The sequence below is a fragment of the Promicromonospora sukumoe 327MFSha3.1 genome, assembly GCF_000385135.1.
In the GTDB taxonomy this organism is placed as follows: Bacteria; Actinomycetota; Actinomycetes; order Actinomycetales; family Cellulomonadaceae; genus Promicromonospora; species Promicromonospora sukumoe_B.
In genome coordinates this window covers 2,095,231-2,111,253 of the sequence record NZ_ARQM01000010.1, presented here as the reverse complement: position 1 = coordinate 2,111,253, position 16,023 = coordinate 2,095,231, and the positions used below count along the sequence as shown (strand labels likewise).

At 72.6% G+C, this 16,023-nt stretch carries 15 protein-coding genes; 5 read left to right on the top strand and 10 right to left on the bottom strand.

Going from position 1 to position 16,023, the window contains the following annotated elements:
• Window positions 1-24 precede the first annotated feature (24 nt).
• On the bottom strand, window positions 25-576 hold the full coding sequence (locus H291_RS29980; RefSeq protein ID WP_020015478.1) for a CGNR zinc finger domain-containing protein: 552 nt from the start codon (window positions 574-576) through the stop codon (window positions 25-27).
• 131 nt (window positions 577-707) lie between these two features.
• Here H291_RS29980 and H291_RS0113205 point away from each other — a divergent pair, with 131 nt between their 5' ends.
• Window positions 708-1,592, top strand: a complete 885-nt coding sequence (locus H291_RS0113205) for an alpha/beta fold hydrolase (protein ID WP_020015477.1) — start codon at window positions 708-710, stop codon at window positions 1,590-1,592.
• Window positions 1,593-1,663: 71 nt separating this feature from the next.
• Here the strand turns inward: H291_RS0113205 and H291_RS0113200 are convergent, their stop codons facing one another.
• From H291_RS0113200 to H291_RS0113165, 8 genes are all read right to left on the bottom strand, one after another.
• Window positions 1,664-2,026, bottom strand: coding sequence for a MerR family transcriptional regulator (locus H291_RS0113200; protein WP_020015476.1), 363 nt, complete (start codon window positions 2,024-2,026; stop codon window positions 1,664-1,666).
• Between the two features lie 13 nt (window positions 2,027-2,039).
• The gene (locus tag H291_RS0113195; RefSeq protein WP_020015475.1) at window positions 2,040-3,947 is read right to left on the bottom strand and encodes a pyridoxamine 5'-phosphate oxidase family protein; all 1,908 of its coding nucleotides are present in this window, start codon (window positions 3,945-3,947) and stop codon (window positions 2,040-2,042) included.
• A gap of 144 nt (window positions 3,948-4,091) precedes the next feature.
• Window positions 4,092-4,967: an MFS transporter gene (locus H291_RS32025; protein WP_269637096.1), complete on the bottom strand. Its 876-nt coding sequence runs from the start codon at window positions 4,965-4,967 to the stop codon at window positions 4,092-4,094.
• Between the two features lie 90 nt (window positions 4,968-5,057).
• On the bottom strand, window positions 5,058-5,399 hold the full coding sequence (locus H291_RS0113185) for a hypothetical protein (RefSeq protein ID WP_020015473.1): 342 nt from the start codon (window positions 5,397-5,399) through the stop codon (window positions 5,058-5,060).
• Between the two features lie 47 nt (window positions 5,400-5,446).
• A complete protein-coding gene (locus H291_RS0113180; RefSeq protein ID WP_020015472.1) occupies window positions 5,447-6,277 on the bottom strand; it encodes a carbohydrate ABC transporter permease in 831 nt (276 codons plus the stop codon).
• Window positions 6,277-7,245 (bottom strand): carbohydrate ABC transporter permease, encoded by a 969-nt coding sequence (locus tag H291_RS0113175; protein WP_198012464.1) that lies wholly within the window; start codon window positions 7,243-7,245, stop codon window positions 6,277-6,279. Before H291_RS0113175 ends, H291_RS0113180 begins: the two co-directional genes overlap by 1 nt.
• A 3-nt stretch (window positions 7,246-7,248) precedes the next feature.
• Window positions 7,249-8,592: an ABC transporter substrate-binding protein gene (locus H291_RS0113170; RefSeq protein WP_020015470.1), complete on the bottom strand. Its 1,344-nt coding sequence runs from the start codon at window positions 8,590-8,592 to the stop codon at window positions 7,249-7,251.
• Window positions 8,593-8,665: 73 nt separating this feature from the next.
• A complete protein-coding gene (locus H291_RS0113165; protein ID WP_020015469.1) occupies window positions 8,666-9,652 on the bottom strand; it encodes a LacI family DNA-binding transcriptional regulator in 987 nt (328 codons plus the stop codon).
• A gap of 224 nt (window positions 9,653-9,876) precedes the next feature.
• On the opposite strand from H291_RS0113165, the gene H291_RS29970 reads away from it, so the two are divergent.
• Both H291_RS29970 and H291_RS0113155 read left to right on the top strand, forming a co-directional pair.
• Window positions 9,877-10,920: an ADP-ribosylglycohydrolase family protein gene (locus tag H291_RS29970; protein ID WP_020015468.1), complete on the top strand. Its 1,044-nt coding sequence runs from the start codon at window positions 9,877-9,879 to the stop codon at window positions 10,918-10,920.
• On the top strand, window positions 10,917-11,924 hold the full coding sequence (locus H291_RS0113155) for an ADP-ribosylglycohydrolase family protein (RefSeq protein ID WP_020015467.1): 1,008 nt from the start codon (window positions 10,917-10,919) through the stop codon (window positions 11,922-11,924). Before H291_RS29970 ends, H291_RS0113155 begins: the two co-directional genes overlap by 4 nt.
• A 4-nt stretch (window positions 11,925-11,928) precedes the next feature.
• Here H291_RS0113155 and H291_RS0113150 read toward each other — a convergent pair whose 3' ends face one another.
• Entirely contained in the window at window positions 11,929-13,326 is a 1,398-nt protein-coding gene (locus tag H291_RS0113150; RefSeq protein WP_020015466.1) for a CitMHS family transporter, read from the bottom strand.
• 204 nt (window positions 13,327-13,530) lie between these two features.
• Between H291_RS0113150 and H291_RS0113145 the strand changes: the two genes are divergently transcribed.
• Complete coding sequence (locus H291_RS0113145; RefSeq protein ID WP_020015465.1) at window positions 13,531-15,318, top strand: sensor histidine kinase; 1,788 nt, start codon at window positions 13,531-13,533, stop codon at window positions 15,316-15,318.
• Window positions 15,315-16,007: a response regulator gene (locus tag H291_RS0113140; RefSeq protein ID WP_020015464.1), complete on the top strand. Its 693-nt coding sequence runs from the start codon at window positions 15,315-15,317 to the stop codon at window positions 16,005-16,007. The genes H291_RS0113145 and H291_RS0113140 overlap by 4 nt, the downstream gene beginning before the upstream one ends.
• The last annotated feature ends 16 nt before the right edge of the window (window positions 16,008-16,023 follow it).

The following is a 16,023-nucleotide window of genomic DNA, read 5'->3' as shown; positions in this document are numbered from 1 at the left end:
CGGAGCCGCGCGGGGGTGTCCGGACTACGCGACGGGGGCGGTGCCCTCTGCCTTCGCCTTCTCGTCGCTCACGTACCGCCGGTAGTGCCGCGCCGACTTGGTGCGGGCGCCGCACGTCTCCATCGAGTGCCAGCGCCGGCGGCCGTTGCGCGAGGTGTCGTAGAACCACAGGACGCAGTCCGGGTGGGCGCACTGCCGGATCCGGTCGGGGTGCGCCGCGAGCAGCTCGGTGAACGCCCGCGCCGCCGACCAGGCCGCGCCCCAGCCCAGGTCCGCGGTAGGCGCCGTCTCGGGGCGCCCGTCCGTCACGCGGGTGCTCTCGTACCCGTGGGACAGGACGTCGTTCATGCGGGCGTCCGCCTCGGCGCCGGGGGAGTCCAGGAGCGACCGGATCGCGGTGCGCGAGGCCCGCAGGGCGTCGACGTCCTGCTCCGCGGGGTCGAAACCGTACTCGCGGAACCAGAGCTCGGGCGCGCCGTCGGCGGCGAGGAAGTCGACCATGTCGCCGTGGTCGATCCACTCGGTGTTCACGAGGTCGAGCGACATCGTCTCCCCGACCAGCAGTCGTTCCAGCATCCCGAAATCATACCAGCAAAGTGCGGTTGACAGGTTAGATCGAGCCTGCCTACGGTTCTAACCGTTCATAAACCTGTAGACGGTTACAGGCTGTGGGCGCACCTCCATCCCCTCTCACCAGGAGAACCACCGTGACCACGTCAGCAACGGTTCCCGTCGTCGAGTACAGGTCCGAGACCTTCGACGGCTTCGACGTCTTCTACCGCGAGGCCGGCCCCCAGGACGCGCCCGTGGTGCTGCTCCTGCACGGCTTCCCCACCTCGTCGCACATGTTCCGCGACCTGATCCCGTACCTCGCCGACCGCTTCCGCGTGATCGCCCCCGACCTGCCGGGCTACGGGCAGAGCTCGGCCCCGGACCACACCGAGTTCGCGTACACCTTCGACAACGCGGCCGACCACGTACGCAAGCTCCTGACGCGCCTCGGCATCACCCGCTACGCGGTGAACGTGTTCGACTACGGCGCCCCGACCGCGTGGCGGCTCGCGCTCGCAGACTCGGACGCGATCACCGCGCTGATCGTGCAGAACGGCAACGCCTACGACGAGGGCCTGGACAACGACTTCTGGGTGCCGATCAAGCGCTACTGGGCCGAGCGGACCCCCGAGAACCGCGACGCGCTGCGTCCCCTGCTCACCATCGACACCACCCGGTTCCAGTACACCGACGGCATGGCCCACCTCGCGCGGATCTCGCCGGACAACTGGGTCACCGACCAGGCCCTCATGGACCGGCCGGGCAACGACGAGATCCAGCTCGACTACTTCCTCGACTACGGCACCAACCCCGGCCTGTACCCGGCGGTGCAGGAGTGGCTGCGCGCCAAGCAGCCGCCGACGCTCGTGGTCTGGGGCTCGAACGACGTCATCTTCCCCGAGGCCGGCGCCCACCCCTACAAGCGCGACCTGAAGGACATCGAGTTCCACGTGTTCGACAGCGGGCACTTCCTGCTCGAGGACCGCCCCGACGAGGTCTTCCCGCTCGTCCACGACTTCCTCGCGCGCAAGATCGGCTGAGGCCGGTAGCGTGAGCGCCGCGTCCCGGGGTCGGGTGCCGACCCCGGGACGCGGCGTCTCTGGGTTCCGCCTCAGGCGACGTGTGATCCGGCGACGGCGTCCAGGTAGTCGTCCAGGGCCCGCAGGTTCCGCGACAGCAGGGCGACGCGCTCCTGGAGGCGGTCCCGCTCCGCGGCGATCCGGCGCACGAAGGCCGCGTCGTCGTACCGCGAGCACGCGGCCTCCGCCAGGCACGGCAGTACCTCCCGGATGATCTCGGTCGTCAGTCCGGCTGCCAGCAGGCCGCGGATCTGCTCCACCTGGGCGACCATCGCCTCGTCGTAGTAGCGGTACCCGTTCTCCTCGCGCAGCGGGCACAGCAGCCCCTGCTCCTCGTAGTACCGCAGGAGCCGTGCGGAGACGCCGACGCGGTCGGAGAGCTCCTTGATCCTCATCGGGCCCTCCCGGTCAGTAGTCGAAGTCCACGAGGCTGACCTGCTCGCCGGCCAGCCAGTCCAGCAGGGACCGCCGCAGGCCCGGCCCGGCGCAGACCCGGAACCGCCGGTGTCCCTCGGTCCCGGCGTGCACGACGTCGTCCCTGCTCATCCGCCGGGTGCGGACGTCGACGCCGAGCCGGGCCAGTGCGCGGAGGTCGCCTTGCCCGCTCGCGGCGACCTCGCCGGTGACGAACAGCGTGACCCTGGAGCGGGTCCCGATCTTCTCGGCGACGTCGACGGCGAGCGGCAGGTCGTCGGCGTTCAGGCTCCACAGGAGCGACGAGCGTGGGCCGCCTTGCCCGGCGAGCGTCATGAAGGGCGTGATGCCGACGCCGCCGGCCACCATCACCAGGTCCTCGTCCGGTGCCGGGTGATCCGTTGCGCCGTCGAACCCTGCGCCGTCGAACCCGAGGACGGGAACCGTCAGCGTCGCCCCCGCTGGCCACCCCGCCAGCAGGCGCGTGACCGGGCCGTTCCGGCGGACCGTGACGTCGAGCTCGACGTCGGCCAGGGAAGCGGGCCCTTGCGGGGGTGGGCTCGAGACCGTGAAGGACCGGACGTAGTCGTCGTTGAGCGACGCCGGGTCGTGGTCGCGCATGTGCGACCACCCCTGGTCGAGGTGGCCCGAGAAGTCGAGCGTGACGTGCTGTCCCGGCTGCCACGCGGCGAGGCGCGGGAACTCCTCACGCGCCCGCGGGGACGACGGGTCCGGCGACAGCCGGAAGGTGTGGCGCGTGACCGTCGGGGTGATCCGGGCCGAGCGGACCAGGGTCGCGACCGCGACGGCTCCGGACCGGCCGTCGGGTCGTGCGTCGGCCTCGCCCGTAGCGTCGATCTCGCTCGCCAGCCGGCGCACCGGCGGGTTGTAGGGGGAGGGGTCCAGCAGGCGGCCGCGGAACGGCAGCCCGTCGCTCACGAACCGGGCCGCGTCCACCGTGACCTTGACCGCCATCCGGCTGTGCGGCAGCACCGCGGCGGCGTCGGCGCCGACGAGGATCTCCGCCCGCCCCGTGAGGTAGAGGACGTCTCCGGTCTCGAAGTCGGGGAACGTGATCCCGACGGCCGGGTCGGCCCGCAGGTTTCCCAGCGTCTGGAAGAGCCGGTTCCCCGAGTACTCCGGGTAGACCAGGCTCACCCCGTCGTCGGCGGAGTTGCTGAGGACCCGCACGAAACCCGGCGCGCCGCCGCGGTTGTTCGTGTCCATGCTCTCGGCGCCGTGCCGGCTGGAGAGGAAGAAGATGTCCGACCGGCCGACGAGCCGCACGGCGTCGTCGCTCAGGGGGAGCGAGTCGCTGACCAGGCGGGGTGCCGCCTCGTGGGGCCACACGGCCTTGCGGTTCAGGTACTTCGGGCAGTTGCCGAGGGTCTCGTCGATCGCCAGGGCGAGCTGCAGGTCCACGCGGGACGGATCCGTCGGGCCCGTGGTCGCGGTCGCGTCCTGCTCCAGGACGACGCCCCGCAGCATCCGCCCCGCGAGCTTGACCCGGGTCCGCTGCTCCAGGTCCATCGCGAGGCCGGCGACCAGCTTCCCGTCGGCGTGGTCGACGGCGTTCCCGTCCTGGGGGCCCGGGAACAGGGCCTCCAGGACGGGGTCGAACCCCGTCCGACTCGAACCGTCACCGTCGCCGTCGCCGTCACCGTCGCTGCCGCCGTCGACCGGGGCCCCGAGGTGCGCGGGCGTGGACAGCCCCAGCACGCCGGGGGCGATCGGCCTGACCACCCCGGCCCGTCCGCCGAGCACGGTGGTCCAGATCCGGTCGTCCCGGTCGACTGTCCCCAGTGCCAGGAGCGGGCTCTGCGCCATCCACTGCGCGTACGCGGCGGGCAGGCCGGGGATGGTCGGGTTGTCCTGCGGGGGCACGCCGAGCAGGCGGTGCATCGCCGCCTCCCCGGGGTGCCACTGGGCCGGTGGTCGCGGGTGATGTGTGTGCATGAGCCGTCCCCGGGGGCATCCCCGCTGATCGATGGTGCGCGACAGTGTCTTCTAACCGGCTAGTGTAACAACAGTGGTTATAAATCTGTTTCAGCGCCGCCCGGGGAACGCATGGCCGCGGGCGAGCACCACGACCACAACCGTGACGAGCACGAGCAGAGCGACGGCGATCATGAGCGACCCGGACCCCAGGCCCGCGAGGAGTACCCCGCCGATCAGCCCGCCGAGCCCGATCCCGCCGTTCCACATCGTCACCTGCAGGGGCTGGGCGGCGTCGGCGTGCTCCCGGGAGGCCGCCATGAGCGCCCCCTGGAACAGGGTGGCCGCCCCGCCGAAGGCGAGGCCCCACACGCCGACGGCGACGTAGTCGACGACGGGGTTCGCCGACCAGAGCGTCAGGGTGACGGCGGCCGCCGCGAAGAACGTGGTGCTGAGGATGACGAGCCGGCGGTGGTAGCGGTCGACGAAGACGCCCGTGAGCCAGATGCTCACGATCGACGCGATGCCGAAGTCGAGGAGGATCCACTGGACCTGGTCCTCGAGGCCGACCCCGGCGAGCACCGGGGCGATGTAGGTGTAGAGGATCGTGTGCGCGAGCACGTAGAGGCCCGTCACCAGCAGGGCGACGGGCGTGCCGGCGAAGGCGAACGCCATCGCGCGCCCCTTCAGGGCGTCGGGCGTGATGCGCTGCGCGTAGCCCCCGAGGAGGCTCCAGGTCACGCCGGACGCCGCGCCGGCGATGAAGCGGGCGGCCATCGTGAGGGCGTAGTCGCGCGAGACGGCCGTGACGAGGTTGGCGACGAGGAACCCGGCCAGCGCGAGCACGAGCAGGCGGCGCCGCGGCCAGCCGGTCGTGGCGATCGACACCGGGATCGCCGTGAGCATCGTCGCGACCGCGTAGATGGTGACGGTCTGCCCGGCGACGGGCTGGGACACGCCCAGCGCCTGGCTCATCTGGGGGAGCACGCCGGCGGGGAGCGACGTTCACACCGGTGTGAGGGCAAGCCGGGGCGCCACGTCGCCCCAGCTGCCGCCACTACGGGACGGCGTACTGCCTCAGCGCCAGTCCTCGTCGGCCGACAGCACGGTGGAGATGTCCCACTCGGGTTCGCGCTGGATGGGCGGGGCGTCCGTGAGCCAGCGCTCGACCGCGAGCCGGGCGACAAGCTCGTCCCGGGTGACGCTGGTCTTGCCGAACCTGCCGTCGACCCACGGGGTCCAGGACCACGCGTGTATCTCGTCGTCGCCCAGGTCCTCCATCATGAGGCGGTGGTTGTCGCTGGCCACGAGCATCGCTCCGACCAGACGGTTGTAGTTCTCGACGGTGACGAGGTCCACCAGGCCGAGGTCTATCTGGTCGGCCGCGGTGGAGTGCAGGATTTCCTTCGCGGAAGGCATGGACACTCCTTGGTCTGGTCGGGGATCCCGGGGCGATGACGGTCGGCTCATACGGCGATGCCGCGGGAGACGTAGCCGTCGATGAAGGTGCGTTGCATGGTCAGGAAGAGCACGACGACGGGCAGGGCCATGAGCAGCCCGGCCGCGCTGACCAGGGACCAGTCGGTCGTGAATCCCTGCTGGAACGAGTAGAGCGAGAGCGCGACGGGCTGGAAGTCGCGGTCCTGGATGAACGTGACGGCGAGCATGAACTCGTTGTAGGCCTGCAGCCCGGACACGAGGGCCGCCGTCAGGACCGCGGGCCGGATCATCGGGAGCACGATGCGGGCGAACACGCCGAGCTCGCCGGCGCCGTCCAGCCGGGCGGCCTCCTCGTACTCCTTGGGCATGCCGATCAGGAACGCCCGTACGAGCAGGGTGGCGAACGGGCTGTACACGGCCCAGTAGATGATGATCAGGCCGATGGGCTGGTTGTAGAGCCCCAGCGTCGACCACCAGCTCACCAGCGGGACCAGGAACAGCTGGATCGGCAGCGACGAGGACACCAGCAGCCACAGGATCCACGCGCCGCCGCCGGGCAGGTCCAGGCGGGTCATGGCGTAGGCGGCCATGGTGGCGATCAGTGCGACGCCCGCCGCGGTGGCCACCGCGATGACCAGGCTGTTCAGGAGCGCCCCGCCCATGTGGGCCTGCTCCCAGGCCACGGCGAAGTTGCCCCAGCTCCACGACTGCGGGAGCCCCAGCGGGTTGCTGTCGATCTCGCGGGCGGACTTGAGCGAGTTGAACGCGAACACCAGCAGCGGGCCGAGCGCGTACAGGGCGAGCAGCCCCAGGACGATCCAGCTCACGGGCTGGGCGCGGCGGGCGGTGGTGCCCATCAGATGTCCCATCGCAGTCGTCGGCGCAGCGCGAGGTAGCCGAGCACGGTCGCGGCGCTGATCGCCGAGAGCAGCATGGCGACGGCGGAGGCGTAGCCGTGGCGCTGGTTCTGGAAGGCCTCGCGGTACAGCACCGTGCTGAGCACGTCGGTGGACCCGGCCGGCCCGCCCTGCGTCAGCACGTAGACGTAGTCGAAGACGAGGAACGACCAGATGATCGTCATCAGGCCCAGGAAGACCAGCGTCGGGCGGATCATCGGCAGCGTGATGTGCCAGAACTCGCGCACCGGCCCGGCGCCGTCGAGCCGTACGGCCTCGTACAGGGCGGGGTCCACCGACTGCATCGAGGCCAGGAAGATCACCAGCAGGAAGCCCCACCACTGCCAGGTGTTCACGAAGGCGACCGAGCCCAGGGCGAGCGACGGGTTGCCGAGGAAGTTCACGTCCTCGAGGAACGGGAGGCCCAGGGTCGCCAGGGCGGCGCCGATCCCGCCGTCGGGATCGAGGATCTGCCGCCAGACGGTGGCGGAGACGACCGTCGCCAATACGTATGGGATGAAGTAGAGGACTCGGAAGACCGCCTGGAACCGGCGCAGCCGGGACAACAGGAACGCGCCCACCAGGCCCATCCCCATGGGCACGACGAGGAAGAACAGGGTCCACAGGACGTTGTGCAGCAGCGCGCTGCCGACCGCGCCGGAGCGGAGCATCTCGGCGTAGTTCGCCAGCCCTACGAAGCGGGGCGTGCTCAGCCCGTCCCAGTCGGTGAACGAGTAGAACACCGAGGCCAGGCCGGGCCCGGTGATGACGAGCAGGTTGACCACGAGCAGCGGAGCCACGAACAGCCACGCCAGGAGCCGGCGTTGTCGCCTGGCCCCCAGCGGCCGGCCCCGGAGGGCCGGCCGCGGTTCGCGACGCACCGGGGCCGCCGCCAGCGAGGCCCCGGTGGTCGCTGTCTCTGTGGTCACCGGTCAGCCCTGGCTCTGGGGGGTGAAAGGAGTCAGGGTCGTACCGGCGTCGAACTCCTCGTCGAAGACGTCCTGCATCCCGGCGAGGTACTGCTCCGCGGTGCTGTCGCCGGTCACCACCTTGTCGAACTCGGTGATGAGGTAGGAGTCGGTCTTCGGCGGGAAGAAGGTCCAGGTCGCGTAGCCGACGTTGGTCGACTCGGGGATCTGGCTGTAGAGGTCCACGGTGCGGTCGTCGACCTCGTCGGGGAACTGGTCGGCGCTGACCGCCAGCGGCGGCGGGTTCTCGCCCGTGCGCGCCGTGTACTCCAGCGCCCGGTCGACGTCGCCGGCCACGTAGTCGATGAACCCGGCGGCCGCGTCGGGGTCGGCGGAGTAGGCGCTGACGGACAGCGCGGTGCCGATCGCGAGGGGGAACACGCCCGGCTCGACGGAGTCGCTCAGTGACGGCAGCGGCGCCCAGGCCCACTGCGATGGGTCCTCGAACACCTCCGAGAGGGAGTTGAACGACCACGTGCCGCTGAGGTACATGGCGGTGGTGCCGTTGGCCAGGCCGGTGACGTTCGCGGTGTCGTCCGTGGTGAAGTACGACTCCGCGCCGCCGGCCAGCCAGCCCTTGTCGATCCAGTCCTGGATCAGCTCGATCGCCGAGACGAACTCCGGGTCGGTGAAGGACGCCTCGCCGGTCAGGACGTCGTGGATCTTCTCGGGCCCGACGGCGGCGTTGAAGACCGCCGTGACGAGCCACTCGCTCATGCCCTGGTAGCCGGCGTTCCCGCCGCCGAGCGGCACCATGCCCGCCTCGTCGGCCTCCTTGGCGACCTGCTCGAACTCCGCGAGCGTGGTCGGCGGGGTCCAGCCCTTCTCCTCGAACACCGCCGAGTTGTAGTACAGGACCATCGACCCGTAGCTGGCCGGCACGGAGGAGACCTTGCCGTCGACGGCGCTGAGCTCGTAGGCCCAGGGCAGGAACGTGTCCTGCCAGCCGTACTCCTTCGCGTACTCGTCGAGCGGGATGGTGCGGTCCGCGCGGGCGAAGTCGGAGGCCGACGACGGGCCGTCCGAGTACACGATGTCGGGTGCCTGCCCGGCCGAGACCGCCGTGTCGGTGAGCTGCCCGATCGTGGTCAGCTCCTTGACCTCCATGTCGACCTGCGCGTCGCCGTCGGCGTTGAACCCGTCGACGAAGATCTCCTGGAAGGCCTCCTCGGTGCTCGGCGCGTAGAACGCCCCCCAGTAGGTGACCGCGTCGCCGCCGCTGCCGCCGCCGCTCACGCAGCCGGCCAGGGCGACCGAGACCGCGGCGGCGAAGCCGATCGGAGCCAGTGCGCGCTTGGTGATTCTCAAAGTTTCGTGTCTCTCTCGCGAGGGTGGATGGTGCCAGGCGGATAGAACAGGTGGAACGAGCCGGGGGAGCGGGTCAGGTCGAGTCGCGCACGACCAGCCGGTTGGACAGGGCGACGGCGCGGGTCACCTCGGTGACGTCGCCGTCGAGCCGCTCGAGCAGCAGGCGCGCGCACGCGCGCCCGATCTCGCGGGCCGGGTTCTCGATGGTGGTCAGCGGCGGGCTGACCAGGGACGCCGCGTCGATGTCGTCGTAGCCGGTCAGCGCGACGTCCTCCGGCACGCGCAGGCCGCGGGCCCTGGTCACGTCGAGCACGCCGATGGCGATCAGGTCGTTGGCCGCGACGATCGCGTCGGGCTTCTCGTCGCGGTCCAGCAGCAGCGCGGCGCCGTCTCGGCCGCCCTGCCGCGTGAACTCCGTGCACACCACGTCGTCGTCCCGGAAGGGCAGGCCGGCCGCCTGCAGGGCGGCGCGGTAGCCCGCCAGGCGCTGCTGGGTCGGGATCACCGACTCCTCGCCGCCCAGGAAGGCGATGCGCCGGCGGCCGCGGGCGATCAGGTGCTCGGTGACGTCCCGGGCGCCGCGGACGTCGTCGCTGTGCACGTAGTCGCCGCCGCCCGGCGGCTCCTCGCCGAGGGTGACGAAGGGGATGCCGGCGTCGTGCAGCTCGGCGAGGCCGGCCGCCGGGATGCCGAACGGCGCGGCCACCATCGCGTCGACGCGCCGCGACAGGAGGCGGTGGATGGCGTTGGTCGAGCGGTCCATGCCGCTGGCGTCCGTGACGGTCAGCAGGATGTCGCGGGGCACGAGCACGTCCTGCATGCCGGCGGCGACCAGCGGGTAGAACGGGTTCTCCAGGGTCGGCACGATCAGGGCGATCGTGCCGGTGCGGCCGCCACGGAGCTGGGACGCGCCGGGGTGCGCGCGGTACCCGAGGTGGGTGATCGCGGCCTCCACCCGGGCCCGGGTGGCCGCCGAGACGGGCCGGTTGCCCGAGACGACCTGCGAGACCGTCGACATGCTCACGCCCGCGACCTCGGCCACCTCGCGTATTCCGACCATCACCCGCTCCTCGTCGACCCGTCGTGCGCCTCGGCGTGCGCAAAAGGTTTTGGAGTAGCATCCTGCAAAGTCACCCTGTGATGCAAGACACAAGCGCAAAAAGGTGCGCAAACACCTCGGCGACACGCATGCTCGCCTGGCTGTTGCATGCAAAACGTTACGTTTCGAGGCGACGTTCACGGAAGACGTCGCCGGGCGGACGAGAGGCTGAGGACCGGAGGAGCATGAACAACGACCGTGCGCGCGGAGCGCTGCTCGGCCTGGCGATCGGTGACGCCATGGGCGCCCCGACCGAGGGCATGACCCTTCCCGCGATCCGCGAGAAGTGGGGCCGGGTACGCGGCTTCGTCGACCCCGACGCCGCCGGCACGGACGACACCGAGTACGCCGTCCTGTGCGCCCGCGGCGTGCTGCGGGCGGGCGCGGACCTCACGTCCGCCGTGGTGGCCGACACCTGGCTGGAGGCCCTGCGCGCGCAGCGGACCGGGTTCAACCGGGCCGGCTTCAGCGAGATGATCGCGATCGCCAACCTCCACGCCGGCATGGCGCCGCCCGCCAGCGGGCAGCGCAACGCCGAGACCTGGAGCGACGGCGCCGCCATGCGCGTCGCCCCGATCGGCGTCTACGCCGCCGGGGACCCCGCGCTCGCGATCCGCATGGCCCGGGCCGACGCCGAGGTCAGCCACTCGCGCGACGGCATCTGGTGCGCCCAGGCGATCGCCGCCGGCGTCGCCGTCGCCATGGTCGCGGACGACGTCGACCCCGTGCTGGCCGCCATGCTCGCGGCGATGCCCGAGGACTCGTGGGCGGCCCGCCTGGCCCGCCGCGCGCTCGACGTCGCCGCGCGCGCCGGCTCGCCGGAGCAGGCCGAGGAGGCCCTCTTCGCGACCATCCCGCTGCGGCACTACATGTGGGCCGACGTCGCCCCCGAGGCCGTCGCGCTCACCATCGGCCTGCTGCGGGCCAACGACGGCACGCTCGGCGCCATCGAGTCCGGCGTGAACATCGGCCGGGACTCCGACACCATCGCGGCCATGGCCGGCGCGGTGGCCGGCGCCCTGCACGGCGCGAGCGCGCTCGACCCGGCGCACGTCGCCCAGGTGCGGTCCGTGACCGGCCAGTGCATCGCGGCGACGGCCGGCACCGACCTCGTGGACCTGGCCGACGCCCTGGCCGAGCGGGCGGCTGCCGACCGCGTGACCACCGACCGCGTGACCACCGACGATGTCCGCGGCGACGCGGACCGTGGCAAGGAGACCCGAGCATGACCGACCGTCTCGACCGCGCCCTGGGCGCCGTGCGCGGGCTGGCCCTGGGCGACGCCCTCGGTGCGCCGGCCAGCGAGCACCGGACCGTCCGCGACCCCTGGGTGCGGCAGATGCTCCGCAAGGGTGCGCTGGAGCTCGACGAGTCCCGGGTGCTCCGGCCGGTGGTGCCGTTCGTCCTGACGGCCATCGACGCGCCGGCGCTCGTGGCGACCGACGACGCCGACACCTTCGCCGTCGCCGCCCGCGTGCTGCTGGGGGCCCCGGGCCGCGACCAGGACGCCCTGTTCGACACGTGGCGCGCCCTGCTCGACACCCCCGACACCTGGACCAGCGCCGCGCAGCGGTCCGCGCTGCTCAACGCGGAGGCGGGCCTGCGCCCGCCCCACACCGGCGCCGACAACCCGGCGTTCTACGACGACACGGCGCTGCCCGGCGCCCTGGCCGTGGCGATCGCGACGGCCGACCCGGCCGCAGCGGCCGCGCTCGCGCGCACCTACGCGACCATCACGCACGACGGCATCGGGGTCCACGCGGCCGCGGCGTTCGCGCGCCTGGTGGGCCACCTGCTCCAGGGCGTGCCCGTCCGGGACGCCCTGGCCGCCGCCGACGAGGACCTCGCCGCCGACGACTGGCTCGCCGACGGCGTGCGCGATGCCCTCGCGATCGCCGACGGCGCCCGTACGCCCTTCGGGGCGGTCCCCGCGCTCGTGGCCCGGTTCGCGCCGCGCACCTACAGCCACCCGGGTACGGTCGCCGAGACCCTGCCGCTCGCGGTCGCGCTCCTCGTCCTGACCGACGGCGACCACGCGGCGGCCCTGCCGCTGGCGCTGTCGGTCACCCGGCACCAGGACAGCCTGCCCGCCCTGGTCGGCGCGCTGTGCGGCGCCGCGGGCAGCGCCCCGGAGGCGGCGGACCTGGACGTGCTGCAGGGCGTGACCGTCCCGGCCGTCGCCGGGCGGTCGCTCACCGCCCTGGCGACGGCGCTGGCGGAGCAGGCGCGCTAGCGGCTCAGGCGATGCCGATCGAACCGACCGCGATCCCGACCACGAGCATCACCAGCGCCACCACCACGGCCCGCCACAGCACCTTCTTGTGGTGGTCGCCCAGGTTGACGCCGGCGAGCGAGATGAGCAGCAGGATGGCCGGCACCAGCGGGCTCTGCATGTGCACCACCTGGCCCGTGATCGACGCCCGCGCCATGTCGACCGGGTCGACGCCGAACGCCGCGGCGCTCTCCGCGAGCACCGGGAGGATGCCGAAGTAGAAGGCGTCGTTCGACAGGAAGAACGTCATCGGGATGCTCAGCAGCCCCGTGATCACCGCCGAGAACGCGCCGAGCTGGTCGGGGATGCTGCCCGAGACCCACGCGGCCATGGCGTCGACCATCCCCGTGCCCTCCAGCACCCCGATCAGCACGCCGGCCGCGAGCACCATCGAGACCACGCCGACGATGGACGGGGCGTGGGCCACGATGCGCTGCGCCTGGTCCGAGACCCGGGGGAAGTTCGCGATGACCGCGACGGCGCTGCCGGCCATGAACACGTAGGCCAGCGGCAGCACGTCGGCGACGAGCAGCACCATCACGACGGCCGTGAGCGCCAGGTTGAACCAGAACATCTTCGGGCGCAGCGTGGAGCGCTGCGGGTCGAGCATGCTGTCGGCCATCGCGGTGTCGTCCGGCTTCACCAGCGTCTGGACGGCCACGGTCGAGATGCGCTCGACCTGGGTGACGGTCCCGCCGCCGCCGCGCGGGCCCGAGCCGGAGCCCACGCCGCCGCCCGACCCCGAACCCACACCCTCCCCGGGCAGGTCGATCGTGCCGAGCCGGCGCCGCTCCAGCAGGCCGAGGTGCCACGAGAAGACGAAGATCACGGCGAGCCCGGCCAGCAGGGAGGGCACCATCGGCACGAACACGTCGCTCGGCGACAGGTCGAGGGCCGCCGCGGCGCGGGCTGTCGGGCCGCCCCAGGGCAGGATGTTCATGGCGCCGTTCGCGAGGCCCGCGACGCAGGTGAGCACCACCGGGCTCAGGCCGAGCCGCAGGTAGATCGGCAGCATGGCGCTCGTCACGACGATGAAGGTCGTGGAGCCGTCGCCGTCGAGCGAGATCACCGCCGCGAGCAGGGCGGTACCCACGACGACCTTCACCGGGTCGTGGCCCACCACCCGCAGGATGACGCGCACGAGCGGGTCGAACAGCCCGACGTCGATCATCAGGCCGAAGTAGATGATCGCGAACATCAGCAGGGCCGCCGTCGGGGCGAGGCCACCGATGGCGTCCAGCGCCATGTCGCCGATCCCGAGCCCGGCCCCGGCGAACAGCCCGAAGACCGTGGGCACGATGACGAGCGCGAGCACCGGGGTCATGCGCTTGGTCATGATCAGCACCATGAAGGTGGCGACCATTCCGAATCCGAGCAGAACAAGCACGGGAGACTCCTTCGTCTGGCCGGCTGGGGGGACGGCGGGTGCGATGACCCGGTCACCCTAGGAACCGGTCGGCCCCCTGCGCGCGCTACTGCGCGTTCTGGCGGAATACCGCACAGAACTCGTTGTGCGCATTCTGCTCACCGCTCGGGAACCCGCCCCGCGCGTGGTTAGCATGCGAACATGGCGACGCCGCACCCGCTCCAGCAGCCCGCCCGGGCGGCCGCGGACGCGCCCCCGGCCCGGCGCTCGGCCAGGCCCTTCACCTCCCAGGTCAACCGGTCGATCGTGGCCGCGATGATCGTGGTGTCGCTCATCACGCTCGGGCTGTTCGCGGTCACCGGGTTCAACCGGCTCGTGCAGCAGACCCAGGAGTCCGCGCTGCGCATCGCGCAGACCGTGGCGCAGACCCCCGGCGTGCGGGCGGGCGCCGAGGCGGAGTCGGAGCGGCAGCCGCCGTCGACCGACGCCGAGCTCGTCGCCGGCACGCTCGACGACTACGCCCGCGAGGTCGAGGACCGCACCGGCGCCCTGTTCGTGGTGATCACGGACGACACGGGGCGGCGGCTGGCCCACCCCAGCCCCGACGAGATCGGCGACCCGGTCTCCACCAGCCCCGACGCCGCGCTGCGCGGCGAGGAGACGGTGAGCTGGGAGCGCGGCACCCTCGGCGACTCGGCCCGGGCCAAGGTCCCCGTGTACGGGCTCGACCGTCCCGACACCGTGGTGGGGGAGGTGAGCGTCGGGCTGCCGCCCACCGAGGTGTGGTCGACCGTGCTCACCGACGCCGTCCCCGTGGTGCTCTCGACGGCGCTGGCGCTCGCCGTCGGGGGACTGCTCGCCCGGTTCATCACGCGCAGGCTGCGCGAGAAGACGCTCGGCCTCCAGCCCGAGGAGCTGCTCGTGCTGGTCCACGACCAGCAGGCCGTGCTCCAGGGGGTCGACGACGGCGTGGTCGGGCTGTCCGCCGCCGACGTCGTCACGGTGTGCAACGACCGCGCCGCGGCCCTGCTGGGCCTGCACGACGCCGTGGGGCGCCCGGTCGAGGAGGCGGTCGGCCACGCGGGCGTCCTCGCGCGGATCAAGGGCCGACCGATTGAGCCGACTGAGCCGACTGAGTCGGCCGAGCAGCCCGAGCCGCCCGAGCAGCCGCTCCCGCCGCTCGTCGTGGACGGCCGGCTGGTCTACGTGGACGTGCACGAGGTGCGGCGCGAGGGCCGGCTGCTCGGGCGGGTCGTCATCGTGCGCGACGTGACGGCGGTCGAGGACCTGACCCGCCGCCTGACCGCCGTCGGCACCCTGGCCGGGGCCCTGCGGGAACAGCGGCACGAGTTCGCCAACCGCATCCACGTGGTCACGGGGCTGGTGCGGGCCGGGGACACGGCCGAGGCCCTCGACTACCTCGACCGCATCGGCGAGCACGGCCCGGTGCGCTTCCCCGTCGCCAACGCGGGCCTCGTCCGGGAGCCCTACCTGCAGGCGTTCCTGGGAGCCAAGGCGCTGGAGGCCGAACGCCAGGGCGTGACGCTGCGCGTCGGCCCCGACGCCGACGTGGCCGGGTCGCTGCTGCACCCCGAGGACGTCACCACCGTGCTCGGCAACCTCGTGGACAACGGCATCGCGGCGGCGGTGGCCTCGCGGCGCACGCCCCGCTGGGTCGAGGTGGAGGCGCTGCGGCACGGCGACGAGCTCCACCTGTCGGTCATGGACTCCGGCGACGGCGCGGCGGCCGACCCGTTCACCCCCGAGGCGCGACCCGCCGAGCTCGTGGGCGCGGGCGGCACCGCGGGGCCGGGGGAGTCCGGCGCGGCCGGGCCCGCGCACGGTCACGGCATCGGGCTGCGCCTGTCGGCCGAGGTGGCCCGGCGGCATGGCGGCGAGCTGCGGCTCGCGATGGGCCGCACCGAGCGGCACGGCGCGGTCTTCGTGGCGCGCCTGGAGCACCAGTTCGAACAGGAGGACGGCCGATGAGCACGACGAGGGACGCGGGCGCGGGGGTGCGGTTCCGCGTCGTCGTGGTCGACGACGACTTCCACGTGGCCCGGCTGCACACGCGCATCGTGGAGTCGGTCGAGGGTTTCGGCGTGGTCGCGACCGCCGGCACGGCGGCGCAGGCGGCCGCCGTGATCGACGCCGAGCAGCCGGACCTCGTGCTTGCCGACATCTACCTGCCGGACGGCTCCGGGCTCGACCTCATCGCGGGACGGGACGTCGACGCCGTCGTGCTGTCGGCCGCCGTTGCCACCGCGGCCGTGCGCAAGGCGCTCCAGCGCGGGGCGTTCGGCTACCTCATCAAGCCCTTCGCCGACGACGACCTCACCGAGCTGCTCCGCGCCTACGGCCGCTACCGCAACCTGGTCGACTCGCAGGCCGAGCTCGACCAGGAGGCGGTGGACCGCGCCCGCCGGGTCCTGCACGGCGCGGGGAGCCGCGACGGCGCCTCGCGCCGGTCGCCCACCGAGACCGCGGTCCTGGGGGCGCTCGCCGAGGCCGGGGCGGCGCTCTCGGCCCCGATGGTCGCCGACCGGGTCGGGGTGTCCCGGGCGACGGCCCAGCGCTATCTCTCGACGCTCGCCCACCAGGGGCACCTCGTGGTCGAGCTCCGCTACGGCTCCACGGGCCGTCCCGAGCACCGCTACCGGACGGCCGGACGGACCTAGGCCCGAGGGCCGCGCG